Genomic DNA, 13594 nt, shown 5'->3' on the forward strand with positions numbered 1-13594 from the left:
CGCAACCGTGCGCGGATTGCATGGCCGACTGTGCCGGTGCGATCCCTTGCCCCGATGGCCCCTAGTGGAGTGAGGCCGACTGGGCCTGGTGCACAAGCGGGATGGTGTGGGCGGCAGCCGGGCCGGTACGGAAGTGCGCCGCCTCTTCGGCCAGAACGGTCACTTCCGACGCCAGCTGGCGCGATGCGGCGGACGTTTCCTCGACCATGGCCGCATTCTGCTGGGTGGACCTGTCCATGTCGCTGACCGCCGTGACGATTTCCGCGATGGCCGACGCCTGGGCCTGATTGTCCGCAGCCATCGTGTCGAGCAGCTGGTTTACATTCCCGACGCTCGACGAAATCTGTTCCAGCGCCGCATCGACGCGCTGCACTGTGCCGACGGCGTTGCCGACCTCTTCCTGCGTGGTGGTCAGCTGCTCTCGCGCCGAACCTGCCTCTTCCTCGGCCCGCATGGCAAGCGCGGAGACCAGATCGGCGACCACCGCGAACCCGCGACCCGCCTCGCCCGCGCGGCCGGCTTCGACCGCGGCGTTCATGGCGAGCACGCGCGTCTGGAAGGCGATCTTGTCGAGCCCCTCGATCACGGTGTCGATGCCCTCGGCGCTTTCCTGCACCCGGCCCATGGCCTGCATAGCCTGTTCGGCAAGGGAGCGGCCATCACGCACGACGCTGTTGGCCTGATTGGCGCTTTCGGCGGTATCCTTTGCTGCCGAGGCCCCGCGAGAGATCCGGTCGTTCATCTGCGCGAGCGCTGCCGAGGTCTCTTCGAGGCTGGCCGCATTCGCTTCCGTGCGGCGGGCGAGCGACTCGGAACTCTGCGCGATCTCGCTGGAGCTTCCGCGGATCGTCTCCGTCCCCCGGGCCACGCTTTCGATCAGCGTGCGCAGCGATTTGACGGCGTCGTTATAGTTGGATTTCAGGCCCGCATAGGCAGGCGGGTAGGCGGCGGTCACTTCGACCGTCAGGTCCCCGGCGGCGAGCGCGGAGAGGCCTTCGGCGAGCGTGTCGGTCACCATCTTCTGTTCGCGCGCGGTGATGGCGGCGGCAGCGCGTTCCTTCTCCAGCACGGCGTTGAGGAAGGCGTCGATCGCGCGGGCCATGTCGCCGATCTCGTCCTTCTGCTCCAGATGGGGCAGCTGCCCGTCGCCCGACTTCGCGAGATCGTGGACGACGCTCGACAGGTTTGTGATCGGGCGAACGACCTTGCGGGTGACGATGAAGATCGACAGGGCGATGGCGGCCACCGCCAGAATGGCGAGCACCACCACGATGGTCAGCGCGACGTTCGTGTCCTTCAGCGCTTGCTGGGTGACCGAGCTTGCGATGTCGATCTGCATTGCGGAGAGGGCGGTGATCGTTTCCGACAGCGGATCGATGGTCTGATAAAGATCGCGTTCGACGAACCGCTCCAGTGCGGCGGCGTCGCCCGAATCGAGGATCGCTTCCAGCCGTATGACAGCCGCATCGGCGGCGGCCATCTGCGTTTCGGCCTGCTGCGCCAGCTGTTCCTCTTCGCCCTCGATTTCGGTCGCGCGATAGGACTGCCAGGATTCGTCGATAGCGGCGGCGCCTGCGCGCACGTTGTCGGCCGCTTCGCGGTAGCCGACATTGCCGTTCAGCGCCTTGTGCGCGTTGTCGACGATCAGCACCGCATAGGTATCGGCGACCGTCTTCAGGTCCTCCAGCGGCTGCACGCGGTCCACCAGGATGGTGGACAGCGCGGCCTCATTGGTGCGCGCGGTGTGATAGAATGCACCGGCGAGTGCGAGCAAAGCCGCGCTCAATATGGCCAGGCAGACGAAGAGCTTGAGCTTGAGGGTCATCCGGAACGATCTTCTCTCGGAGGGAATGGAAATGTCACCCCATTCTAGAAGAGACGCGCCGATGGCGGCGCGAGGGCGCCGGTTTATTCGGTCGGAGCCGGGTTCCGACGCCTTGGCGCCATTGCATTGCCGCCGGTCGCAGCGCTCCGCGCGTGGCTTACCCGCCGAGCATCCCGGCCGCCTCCGCGATGACCCACAGCCCGATGAGCAGGAACAGCAGCGCGGCGACGATCCGCACGGCTTTCAGCGAAACGCGCTCGATAATCGCATTGCCGAACCACACCGCAGGCACGTTCGCCAGCATCATGCCAGCCGTGGTGCCGATGGTGACCAGAGCCACGTTGCCGAACTGCGCACCCAGCGCGATGGTGGCGATCTGCGTCTTGTCGCCGATCTCGACCAGGAAGAAGGCGATTGCTGTGGTCAGGAACGCGCCGAAGCGGCCCGTCTTGGGCTCGTCGTCGTCATCGAATGTGTCGGGCACCAGCGTCCACGCCGCCATCGCGACGAAGCCGATGCCCACCGCATAGCGGAACCACTGCCCGTCGAGCAGGCCCGCGATCGTGTGCCCGAGAAACGCGGCAATGCCATGGTTGGCGAGCGTGGCGACAAGAATGCCAAGGATGATCGGCACCGGCGCACGAAACCGCGCGGCGAGCACGATGGCGAGCAGCATGGTCTTGTCGCCGATCTCGGCCAGAGCGACCACGGCGGTAGAGGTGAGGATGGCGTCCACTTGGTAAATCTCCGGGCCGGGCGAACAAGACTGCAACGGCACATGACCTCCCGCCCGGCCAGGCGAAAGTCAGGTGCCATTGGTCTTGCCCGTGCGGATCACTCCGCGCCCCTGCGCCACGACCTCTCGGCCGAGTATGTTGACGCGAGGGAACCGCTGCGCGTGGGCGACGGCGGGCTACTCCCCAGATGACGGGCGCTGGTTAGCGGAGGGGAGGGGGTGGTGCAAGGCTGGGGGAGGCGGAAGTAACGCGACGAGAATATCTTGAGCACCGTCAAAAGGGATGCCCGATAAGCATATAATTTTTCTTCGAAACACGACGATCAAAGTTTCGAGACACCCACGGCGCGTTCGATCTGCTTGCTGAGATTTTTTTGTCCTCGTGAGTCAGAAGGAGTTTTGGGAACGGTGATTGAACCTGTTCCCTCAAATCCGTCCTGAGGCTCTAGGCGAATGTGCTTATTATCGGATTTTTCTTGGTATCCATGCCTGATCATCAATGACGTAACTTCATTTGCAAGTCGTTTCGGATCCTTTGTCGCCCGCCTAAGATCTTTTTTGAATTCTGTTAAGGCCGGCGAGGGTGGAATACGTTCGAGTAGGCGGGCAAAAATTTCTCCCGAACGATCATCTAAGCCGAGATTTTCGGAGGCATCAAGGGCGATGCGAGCAGCGTAGCGAATTCTGTCAGAAACTTCGCCAGAATATAACTCAGGACCTATTAATTTTACCAGATTCGTATCTCTAAATTCGTCGTCGTCTGAGACCCGATTGCTTATGTCTTGCGTATCAGACAATCGCCTTTCTAGATCCTTCTTCTCGGAATTGAGATCATTTATCTGTTTTGAATACTCATTGAGTAGGTCATTGATCTCATCATCCGACCGATTGCCCTTTAGGGCACTTCTTTGCGCACGGAGAGCGCCGTCTTGGAGGTCGGACCAGTCCCATCCAAACGACGGCATCTGTGAGCGAATTGACGTTGCTATTTTTTTGGCGGTGTTGGCGAGATCGATGCTATTTTGAATTTGCCAGCTAAAGAATAGCCGTCGAATAAAGCCCCGATTTGGAAGCGCTATCCCAACAGTGCCGCCATAGACATTTTTCCCTCCGGAGAATTCTCTGAGTCTTGCGGAAAAATCACGACTGGGTTCGACTACCACGTGCGCGATACCCCCAAGGTCATAGGCTAGCTTTTCGATTTGTTGCGGGCTCAGTAACCAGCCCCCATTGTCGTCAGCGGAGATGTAGACGACGGGTAGCCAACGCGTCGCATCTCCCGCTGCAATTTTTGCTGCAATCTCAATTCCTGCTTCGTCATCAGTCAACAGCTTGGGTTTGTCCGAAACTGAGCAAAGATGATCTCTGCCCCCCCAATCGCTTTTCAATAAGGCTTTTATGAGATAGGTTTTTTTCGGATACTCAAGTCTAGCACCGGGTTGTAGAGCTAGGCACTGGCTTCGCACCCTCAGGATGCTCTGACTCTTGTCTTGAATATCTCGCTTTAGAATTCCTTCGGTGCGCCAAAGTCTGCCAAATTCGTCGGGCACCTCATGCCGAAAACCAATAGCTGACCAATCTTCTCCTTCCTTTAATTCTCTAAGCCTTAGTTCTTCTCCAGTTTCCGATAAAAAGTGGGCATTCTCTCGTTCTACATCGCTCGCTGCTTCGGCATAAAGCACTGTGCTACTCTTCATTCCTCGAAGCCAAGCGATGACCTCGGCAAGAAATGCCGCATTGTTCTTACACGAAGAGGTTGGGAACTCAGTTGCAAACATTGCCATGGACCAAATTCCTCCGCCCGAAGAGTTGTCTACATGACCGTACCGAAACTCTCTTGCAAGACAATCACCTCGTCAGCTTCTTGTACGCTAACCGAGTAGGCCGATCCGCCGCATCGCCCAGGCGCCGCCGCTTGTCTTCCTCGTAAGCCTCGAAGTTACCCTCGAACCATTCCACGTGGCTGTTGCCCTCGAACGCGAGGATGTGCGTCGCCAACCGATCCAGGAAGAAGCGGTCGTGCGAGATGACCACGGCGCAGCCGGCGAAGTTCTCGATCGCGTCTTCGAGCGCGCGCAGGGTTTCCACGTCGAGGTCGTTGGTCGGCTCGTCCAGCAGCAGCACGTTGCCGCCTTCCTTCAGCATCTTGGCCATGTGCACGCGGTTGCGTTCACCGCCGGAGAGCTTGCCGACGTTCTTCTGCTGGTCCTGGCCCTTGAAGTTGAACGCGCCCACGTAAGCTCGGGTGCTCATGTCGTGGCCGTTGACCTTCATGTAATCGAGCCCGTCGGAGATTTCCTCCCACACGTTGTTCTTCGGGTTCAGATCGTCGCGGCTCTGGTCGACATAGCCCAGATGCACGGTGTCGCCGATCTTGATCGTGCCGCTGTCGGGCTGTTCCTGACCGGTGATGATGCGGAACAGGGTCGACTTGCCCGCGCCGTTGGGGCCGATGATGCCGACGATGCCGCCGGGGGGGAGGGTGAAGCTCAGGTCTTCGAACAGCAGCTTGTCGCCGAAGCTCTTGGTCAGGTTATGCGCTTCGATCACCTGGCTGCCGAGACGTTCGGGCACCTGGATAACGATCTGCGCCTTGCCGGGCTTGCGGTCGGCCTGCGCGTCCTGCAGCTGCTCGAACTTGCGCAGACGCGATTTGGACTTGGTCTGGCGGCCCTTGGGGTTCTGCCGGATCCACTCGAGCTCTTCGGACAGCGCCTTCTGGCGGCCGCTTTCCTCACGCTCTTCCTGCGCAAGCCGCTTGGCCTTCTTGTCGAGGTAGGTCGAGTAGTTGCCTTCGTAGGGGTAGTACGAGCCGCGATCGAGCTCCAGAATCCAGCCCACGACGTTATCCAGGAAGTAGCGATCGTGGGTGATCATCAGCACCGCGCCGGCATATTCGGCGAGGTGGTTTTCGAGCCAGTTGACGGATTCTGCGTCGAGGTGGTTGGTCGGTTCGTCCAGCAGCAGGATGCCCGGCTTCTGGATCAGCAGACGGGTGAGCGCGACGCGGCGCTTCTCACCACCCGACAGGTTCTCGACACTCGCGTCCGACGGCGGGCAGCGCAGCGCTTCCATCGCGATTTCGAGCTGGTTGTCGAGCGTCCAGCCATCGACCGCGTCGATCTTGTCCTGCAGCTCGGCCATTTCGGTGCTGAGCGCGTCGAAATCGGCGTCTTCCTCGGCCATTTCCATGCCGATCGCGTTGAAGCGTTCGACCATGTCGGCGGTCTCGCGCGCGCCATCCTTCACGTTTTCGAGCACGGTCTTGGTCGGGTCCAGTTCGGGCTCCTGCGGCAGATAGCCCACCGTGATGTTCTCGCCCGGCCATGCCTCGCCCGAAAATTCGGTGTCGATCCCGGCCATGATCTTCATCAGCGTGGACTTGCCCGCGCCGTTGGGTCCGACGATGCCGATCTTCGCGCCCTGGTAGAACTGCAGGTTGATGTTGTTCAGCACCGGCTTGGGGGCACCGGTGAAAGTCTTGGTCATGTTCTTCATGACGTAGGCGTATTGCGCGGCCATCGGGCGGTCCTTCGGATCAAACTGTATGGTTCGGGAATTGGGCGGTGAGATAGGCGCGAAGCGGCACAGGGGCAAGCGTCCCGCCCGCTCTCACACCGATACACAGGATGTTCTATGCAGGTTGCAATCATCGGGGCCGGAATGGCCGGGCTTACATGCGCCTCTCGTCTGGCGGACGCGGGGCACGTGGTGTCCGTGTTCGACAAAGGTCGCGGACCGGGCGGGCGCATGGCAACCCGCCGCGTGGAGCATGAGAGCGAGACCTACGCCTTCGATCACGGCGCGCAATATTTCACCGCGCGCGAACTGGCCTTCCAGGCACAGGTTCGTGCGTGGGAGGGAGATGGAATCGTCGCGCGTTGGCCCGCCGCCAAAGAGGATGCGTGGGTCGGTACGCCCGGCATGAACGCACCCATCCGCGCAATGTCGGAAGCCTTGGACGTGCGCTTCGGCACGCGGATTACGGGGCTGCTTGCCGAACGCGGTGGCTGGCTGCTCGAAGGTGAGGGCGTGCCTGAAAATCGCTTCGATACGGTCGTGGTCGCGGTTCCCGCCGAACAGGTCGCGCCGCTGCTTGGCACGCATGCCCCCGATTTCGCCGAGGATGCGCGCGACGTTACCAGCGAACCATGCTGGACCGCGATGGTGGCCTTCGAAGGACGGGTCGATGCGCCCGATACATTGACCGACGAAGGCGCGATCGGCTGGGCGGCGCGCAACTCGGCCAAGCCGGGCCGTGATGCGGATCAGGAATGCTGGGTCATTCAGGCGAGCCCGCGCTGGTCGCGTGCGCAGCTTGAGCGCGAGGCGGAGAATGTGGGCGAGGAACTGCTCGCGCACTTCGCCCGCGCGGTCGGTGATCTGCCGCCGGTGCTGTTCAGCACGGCGCATCGCTGGCGCTACGCCATGTGCGAGAAGAACGATGCGGGCGCCCGGTGGGACGGTTCGCAGCGGATCGGTGTGTGTGGAGACTGGCTGTCGGGCCCGCGGGTGGAGAATGCGTTCCTCTCCGGGCTGGAGCTGGCCCGGCTTATCGAAGGCTAGTCGGGGAACGGCTTGTGCGCGGGCACCGTTCGGGTGGCATGACACATCATCGCTTGCTAGCCCCGCTCGTCGCCGCCGCCATGCTTGCCGCATGCGGCTTCCAGGGCACCGATTCCCCCGAAGCGGACAGCGACCGCGCCGAAAGCGCGGCGCAGCCCGGCTCCGATGGCTACGACGACCCGCGCACCGCCTCTCAGGAGGAGGCACGCTTCGCCAATGGCAAGGTGGAACTGACGCTGCCCGATGGCGTAACCGACGAGATGATGGGCGAGCGCACGCCCACGATGCTCGCGGTACAGGTGATGCTTGACCGCAGTCGCCACTCGCCCGGCGTGATCGACGGGCGCGGCGGCGGGAATACGGACCGCGCAATCCGCTATTACCGAGAGGCGCACGGATTGAGCGGTGGGTCCGAAGTCGACCGGGCGCTGCTCGAATCGCTGTTCGAGAACGAGCGTGGAGACGTCTTCCGCACCTACACCGTGACCGAGGCCGATGCGCAGGGGCCGTTCTACGATGTGCCCGAATCCTTTGCCGCGATGTCCGACCTTGAAAAGCTGGGTTACGAAACCCCGCTCGAAATGCTGGCAGAGCGGTTTCACATGGACCAGGATTTCCTCCGCGCGCTCAACCCCGATGCCGATTTCGGCAAGGCGGGCACCAAGCTGGTCATCGTGAGCCACGGCAACGGCGCGATCGATGGCGAGATCGCCCGGATCGAAGTGCGTAAGGGCGACGACAGCCTGGTCGCCTTCGACGAAGCGGGCGACATCGTCGCGAGCTATCCGGCAACCATCGGCAGTTCGCGCTTTCCCAGCCCCAGCGGCACGATGGACGTGCTCGCGGTGGCGCCAGAGCCCAACTACACCTTCACCAGCGAAGGGCGCGAGTGGGGGCCCGAGGGCACCTATATCCTGCCGCCGGGGCCGAACAATCCCGTCGGCGGAACGTGGATCGATCTCGCCAAGGAAGGCTACGGCATTCACGGTTCGCCCGATCCCGAGCTGATCGCCAAGAGCAACAGCCACGGCTGCGTGCGGCTGACCAACTGGGACGCGGCGGCGCTGGCCAAGGCAGTCGGGCAGGGCGTGACGGTCGAGTTCGTCTAAGGCCCGTATCGCCGGGCGGGGACGGGCAGGCTAGTTGAAAACATATGCAGCGACCCGATCCGATACCGCCCGGCCCGGGGCAGGAAAGCGTGTGGGACTATCCGCGCCCCGCGATTGCCGAGCCGACCAGCGCGCACATCGTGATCGAGCATCGCGGGATCACGATCGCGGATACGCGCCGCGCGGTCCGCGTGCTCGAAACCAGCCACCCGCCGCAGTACTACCTGCCGCCCGAGGATATCACGCCGGGCGTTCTCGAACATGCGCCGGGCAAATCGCTGTGCGAATGGAAGGGCCAGGCCCGGTACTGGGATGTCGTTGCCGGAGGGGACCGGCTTGCGAAGGTCGGCTGGAGCTATGCCGAGCCAACCGCGCCGTTCCGCATTCTGGCGGACTATGTCGCCTTCTACCCTGCGCCGTTCGACCGGATCACGCTCGATGGCGAGGTGGTCCAGCCGCAACCGGGCGAGTTCTACGGCGGCTGGATTACCAGCGCGGTGGTCGGCCCTTTCAAGGGCGTTCCAGGCAGCCGCTTCTGGTGAGGCTTGGCAGGGCGGGGCGGGGGCGCTAGCCACCGCGCCCATGAAGACAAAGCTCCTCGCGCTCGCCGCATCCGCCGCCTTTTTCGCAACCCCCGCCGCCGCCCAGCTCGGCCCCGGACCGTGCGAGGGCGCGCTGGCCTGCGCTGCCGACGCCGCGCTGGAAAGCGATACCATCGCCTGGGATTTCGTCGAAGGCATCACGACCGAGGTCGGGCCGCGTCAGGCGGGCACCGAGGCTGAGAAACGCGGGCGCGACTGGGCGGTGCAATGGCTGCGTGCCAATGGCTTCCGCAACGTGGCGGACGAGCCTTTCCGGATGGAAACATGGGTGCCCGGCGACAACGCGACCGCCCGGGTCACCGCGCCCTATGCACAGGACCTGATGATCGTGCCGTTGGGCAACAGCGCCAGCACGGGCGAAGCGGGGATCGAGGCCGAAGTCGTCTATTTCCCCAGCTACGCCGATCTCGCAGCGGCGCCTGCGGGCAGCCTGAAGGGCAAGATCGCCTTCATCAGCCACGATATGCGACCGACGCAGGATGGTTCGGGTTACGGCTTTGCAGGCCCCGCGCGCTGGACGGGGGCCGGCCTCGCGGCGAGCAAGGGGGCGGTCGCCACGGTGATCCGCTCTATCGGTACGGAGACCGAGCGCACGCCGCACACGGGCGGCACCAGCTTTCCCGAGGGCGTCGCGCCGACGCCCGCAGGTGCGCTGTCCAACCCCGATGCGGACAATCTTGAGCGCATGTTCGCGCGGGCCGGCGATACGCCGATCCGCATGAAACTGGTGCTCACCCCGCGCAGCCTTGGCGAGACGACCAGCGGCAATGTCGTCGGCGAGGTGGTGGGGCGCGATCCCTCGCTCCCGCCGGTGCTGCTGGCCTGCCACCTGGACAGCTGGTGGAACGGCACCGGCGCGTTCGACGATGGCGCAGGCTGCGGAATTGCCGCCGCCGCGGCGCTCAACGTCGCCAAGGCGGGCCAGCCGCTGCGCACGATCCGCGTCCTTTTCGCCGGAGCGGAGGAGACGGGCCTGTGGGGCAGCAAGGCCTACAGCGAAGCGCATATCGACGAACCGATGGCCGCGGGCATCGAAAGCGATTTCGGCGCGGACCGGATCTGGCGGATCGATACCAACTTCGCGGCCTCGGACCCCGAGCTTGCCCGTGAGCTGGCTCAGGCCGTCGCCCGCTTCGGCGTCGCCCCCTCGCGCGAAATCGCCACCGGCGGTGCGGACCTCAACATCATCCGCGACCAGGGCGGTGCGCTGGTCGACCTGCAGCAGGACGGCACCCGCTATTTCGATCTGCACCACACCAACAACGACACGCTCGACAAGATCGACCCGGCGCAGCTGCGCCAGAACGTGGCGGTGTGGACGCAGGTGGTCGGCATCCTGGCCAACGAGCCGGATGCGTTCGGCCCGGCGAAGTGAGCGGGGCGGTATAACCGGGAAAAACTGGTCGGGGAGACAGGATTCGAACCTGCGACATCTTGCTCCCAAAGCAAGCGCGCTACCGGACTGCGCCACTCCCCGACACTGATTTGCGATGACGGCCCCTCCGGTGGGCCCGGCAGGATTCGAACCCGCGACCTAGCCGTTATGAGCGGCCAGCTCTAACCGCTGAGCTACAGGCCCCCGGAACGGATGCCATCGCAAGGCGTGCCGCTAGCCGCCAATACGCGCCGCCGCAAGCGGGCAGTGGCCATCATCCCGCATTTGCCGCTGCCAGGGCTTGCGCGATGGTGGAGGGAGTGACACCGCGCCGAGCCATGTGAGCATAGACGCCGTCGAGCCAGGCGTAGAGGCGGTCCACCTCTTCTTCCGTCTCCGTGTAGGGCGTGTTGCCCGGCGCGAGCGAGGGGCTGTGGAAGGACAGCACGATCACCGGCAGATTTGCGGCGAGCGCCGCGTCGATGCCCTTGATCGCGTCCGAAAGCGGGGTCCCCTCCGGCGTCAGCCTGACCCGTTCGAGCAGGCCCGTACGCGATGCGACGCCCGGCGCGCGCGGAATGCGCGCCAGCTTGGGAAAGAGCTGCGGCCCCGCGCTGGCGAGCAGGCCGCGATACACGCTGGTCACCGGCAGTTCGAGCAGCGGCGTCTCTCCCGCCACCCAGTAGGGGTGATTGGGGAAATCCTCGTAATTCGGGCCGTCCTGGTGCGAATAGTCGAAATAGGCACGCACCGATGTGTCGACCTTGATGCCCATGTCGTACAGCAGGGACTTTGTTGCCGGGCCAAGGCCGTAACGGCCCGCGCGGTAGGATATCGGCGGCGTGCCGAATGCCTCTTCGATCGCATCGCGCAGCCGCGAGAACTTGGCGCGTTCCAGCTCGGGCGGCAGGTTGCCCGCGAAACTGTTATGGGTGTTCACTTCCTCCTCGAACGGAGGGTTCACCCAGGGGTGGAGCTGCACGCCGACTTCGGCCGCACCGCGAGAGACCGCATCGCCGATGATCTCGCGCGCCTTTGCCGACTGCACGATAGGCCAGTCGACCAGATAGACCGGCGCAACCCCGATCCCTTCGCAAAAGCTCTGGAAGCGGGCAATTCGATCGACATGGGTCAGATCGTGCTGGTCGCGAGTGAAGGGCTTGTCCCAGTCGAAACCTTCTTCGGTATCGACCGTCAGGATCGAGGCTGGGGCGAAACCGGAGGCAAAATGCGCGGCCTGATCGGCCTGCGGCAGAGTTAGCATATCGTCCTGGTCCCCGTAGCCAGAGGCTTTTCTGGAGCCTCGGCACGAGCATCTAGGCCGCGTGTTCGCGTACTCCGTGTCTTTCGGTAGCGGCAGGCTCCTGCGCGGTCAAAGCGGGGAGCGTCAATATCAACCGCCGGTTTTCCCGCCGCAGGCTGCCACCGATCGCGCGCGCTTCCGCGCGCGCCAGCCGCAGCGCGAAGCCGGGGCCGAACGGCCCCGCGCTGATGGCGACCGAAAGCGGCTTGCCCCGGGCCGCGAAGATATCCTCGCTGCCATTGAGCGAGGCGGGCAGATCGGCCACGAACTGCGCGGTATTACCATTGGGGCCGGCCTCGTGATCGAGGGTGAGCGCCAGCTTCTCGCTCGGCGCGGCGGCGGAGCCCAGCGTGGCGAGGATGCGCCAGCTGAGCAGTTCGGCATCCGGCTTGGCGAGGTCCACCCGGCAGGTGCCGCCCAGCGTGGCGACGAAGCCCGCGTTGCGCGGCTGGAGCAGCGGAACGAGCTGTCCCAGGTGCTGGCGGAAGATCGCGGCGAGGTCCGCATCGCCGCCGGTGGGGCGCAGGCGCCCGCTTTCGAGACGCGAAAGCCGCTCCAGATCGTCGAACCCGGCCAGCATGCGCGCGCTGTCGCCCGCAATGCCCGCCGCAAGCGCGCGGTAATCGTGCGGCACGGGGCCCACGACCTGCTGCTGGATCACCTCCGCGAAGCCCTGGATCGCGTTTACCGGGGTGCGCAACTCGTGAAGCAACTGGCGCAGACGGTCGCTCTGCTGGCCCGGTTCTTCGGCTTCCAGCGCCCGGCGCATGCCCCCTGCGAAGCCGAGAAAACGCCCGTCGGGGCTGGAAAAGCGCGGGTTGGCATCGAGAATCCAGCTCCCCGTGATGGCCGGGCCGCCCTCCAGCGTCACCTGCACGCCATGCATCGGCTGCTGGCGTTCGATCGCTTCGGAATATTCCTCGGGCAGGATCGTCTGCAGCGAAAGGTACAGCACGCGCGAGGCGGCGAAGCTGTCCGCCCAGTCGATCACGCCGCTGGTATCGGTGGAAAACCCGAAACCGGTCAGTTCCTCCTGTGCGGTGCTGGCATCGCTGAAGGGCAGGGTGGGCGCGGTCTGATCCGCTTCAGGCTCGGCGGCTTCTGAGCGGTTGTTGCGCTCGCTCTCTCGGGCGCGCTGGAAGGCGTCAATCCGCTGGCGCAGCGCCGCAATGTCGTTGCCGGGTTCGGCGGGCGCCTGTTTATCGGTGTCGGCCTCGGGACGATCCGTGGCAGCGGCAATGGCGGCGCCCAGGCCGGCCGCGCCTGCGGCCAGCATCCCGTCATCCGTCTCCCGAGCGGGTTCGGGGGCCGGTTCTTCCGGAGCACCATCATCTTCCGGCGCGTCATCGTCTACCTCGGTAAATTCGCCGTCGACGATATGATCTTCATTCGGCCCTGGCTCGGGCTCATGCTGCGGCTCGGTTTCGGCTTCGTGCTCCAGCGCAGGGGTATTCTCTTCGTCCGAATCGTCGACCAGCGGTTCAGGCGTGGGCGGCAAGGGCAGTGCGCGGTCGCGCACGCCCAGCCGCTCCAGCAGCGCCTCGACCGGTTCGGACAGATCGCGGCGAAGGCGCAGGAAGCCGCGTGCGCGCACGGGCAGTTCGGGGATGAGCGCCAGCCAGTCGCCCTCGCTCAGCCGCGCGGTGGACAGCGCGGCACAGGCGATATCGGGTTCGGCTTCCGCGAAATGCGTGACGAGCGCGGGGTCGTTGATCCTGCGGCCCTGCTCACGAATGATCTCCGCGCGCTCTCGCACCGAGATAACGTCGGCCAGCGATTCGAGCCGCAGCCGCGCGGCGGCCAGCAGGCTGGGATCGCGCCCCGGCTGCGGACGACCGAGCAGGTCCAGCAGCTGGCGATACTGGGTACGCGCACCCGCTTGCGCGCCGGCCTTGTGGCGCAGGACTGTGGCGAGGCGATCGTCGAACTGCATGGCGGGGAGGGGCGCAAACTCCGGCGGTGAGGCTGTGGCGTTACGCCGAACCCCCATGGTGCGACGTAAAAGGTTCTTAACCCTTTATCACGGCTCTGGAATGACAGTCAGTCCTCACGTTGCAAAGCGGGACAATCGCTGTCAT

General features: G+C 64.3%; 10 protein-coding genes and 2 tRNA genes. 4 read left to right on the forward strand and 8 right to left on the reverse strand.

From position 1 onward, the window contains the following. Window positions 1–61: 61 nt before the first annotated feature. The 4 genes from ADAD_RS0112550 to ettA form a co-directional block, all read right to left on the reverse strand. Window positions 62–1825: a methyl-accepting chemotaxis protein gene (locus tag ADAD_RS0112550; RefSeq protein WP_010414321.1), complete on the reverse strand. Its 1764-nt coding sequence runs from the start codon at window positions 1823–1825 to the stop codon at window positions 62–64. A gap of 157 nt (window positions 1826–1982) precedes the next feature. Then, entirely contained in the window at window positions 1983–2561 is a 579-nt protein-coding gene (locus ADAD_RS0112555; RefSeq protein WP_010414323.1) for a TMEM165/GDT1 family protein, read from the reverse strand. 323 nt (window positions 2562–2884) lie between these two features. Next, entirely contained in the window at window positions 2885–4345 is a 1461-nt protein-coding gene (locus ADAD_RS16865) for a hypothetical protein (protein WP_139020441.1), read from the reverse strand. 64 nt (window positions 4346–4409) lie between these two features. Further along, entirely contained in the window at window positions 4410–6083 is a 1674-nt protein-coding gene (ettA, locus tag ADAD_RS0112560; RefSeq protein WP_010414325.1) for an energy-dependent translational throttle protein EttA, read from the reverse strand. 114 nt (window positions 6084–6197) lie between these two features. Between ettA and ADAD_RS0112565 the strand changes: the two genes are divergently transcribed. The 4 genes from ADAD_RS0112565 to ADAD_RS0112580 are packed head-to-tail and all read left to right on the forward strand — an operon-like array spanning window position 6198 to window position 10213. After that, a complete protein-coding gene (locus tag ADAD_RS0112565) occupies window positions 6198–7127 on the forward strand; it encodes an NAD(P)/FAD-dependent oxidoreductase (protein ID WP_010414327.1) in 930 nt (309 codons plus the stop codon). 38 nt (window positions 7128–7165) lie between these two features. Further along, window positions 7166–8236 (forward strand): L,D-transpeptidase family protein, encoded by a 1071-nt coding sequence (locus ADAD_RS0112570; protein WP_029140118.1) that lies wholly within the window; start codon window positions 7166–7168, stop codon window positions 8234–8236. A gap of 44 nt (window positions 8237–8280) precedes the next feature. After that, window positions 8281–8778, forward strand: a complete 498-nt coding sequence (locus ADAD_RS0112575) for a DUF427 domain-containing protein (protein ID WP_010414331.1) — start codon at window positions 8281–8283, stop codon at window positions 8776–8778. 40 nt (window positions 8779–8818) lie between these two features. Further along, entirely contained in the window at window positions 8819–10213 is a 1395-nt protein-coding gene (locus ADAD_RS0112580) for a M20/M25/M40 family metallo-hydrolase (protein WP_010414333.1), read from the forward strand. Between the two features lie 25 nt (window positions 10214–10238). Here the strand turns inward: ADAD_RS0112580 and ADAD_RS0112585 are convergent. The 4 genes from ADAD_RS0112585 to ADAD_RS0112600 form a co-directional block, all read right to left on the reverse strand. Then, window positions 10239–10315, reverse strand: a tRNA-Pro gene (locus ADAD_RS0112585). A 29-nt stretch (window positions 10316–10344) separates the two neighbouring features. Further along, a tRNA-Ile gene (locus ADAD_RS0112590) sits at window positions 10345–10417 on the reverse strand. A gap of 70 nt (window positions 10418–10487) precedes the next feature. After that, window positions 10488–11477: a polysaccharide deacetylase family protein gene (locus ADAD_RS0112595; protein WP_010414337.1), complete on the reverse strand. Its 990-nt coding sequence runs from the start codon at window positions 11475–11477 to the stop codon at window positions 10488–10490. 52 nt (window positions 11478–11529) lie between these two features. Continuing rightward, a complete protein-coding gene (locus ADAD_RS0112600) occupies window positions 11530–13449 on the reverse strand; it encodes a histidine kinase dimerization/phospho-acceptor domain-containing protein (RefSeq protein ID WP_010414339.1) in 1920 nt (639 codons plus the stop codon). Window positions 13450–13594: the final 145 nt, after the last annotated feature.

This window comes from Citromicrobium sp. JLT1363, from assembly GCF_000186705.1.
Classification (GTDB): Bacteria; Pseudomonadota; Alphaproteobacteria; order Sphingomonadales; family Sphingomonadaceae; genus Alteriqipengyuania.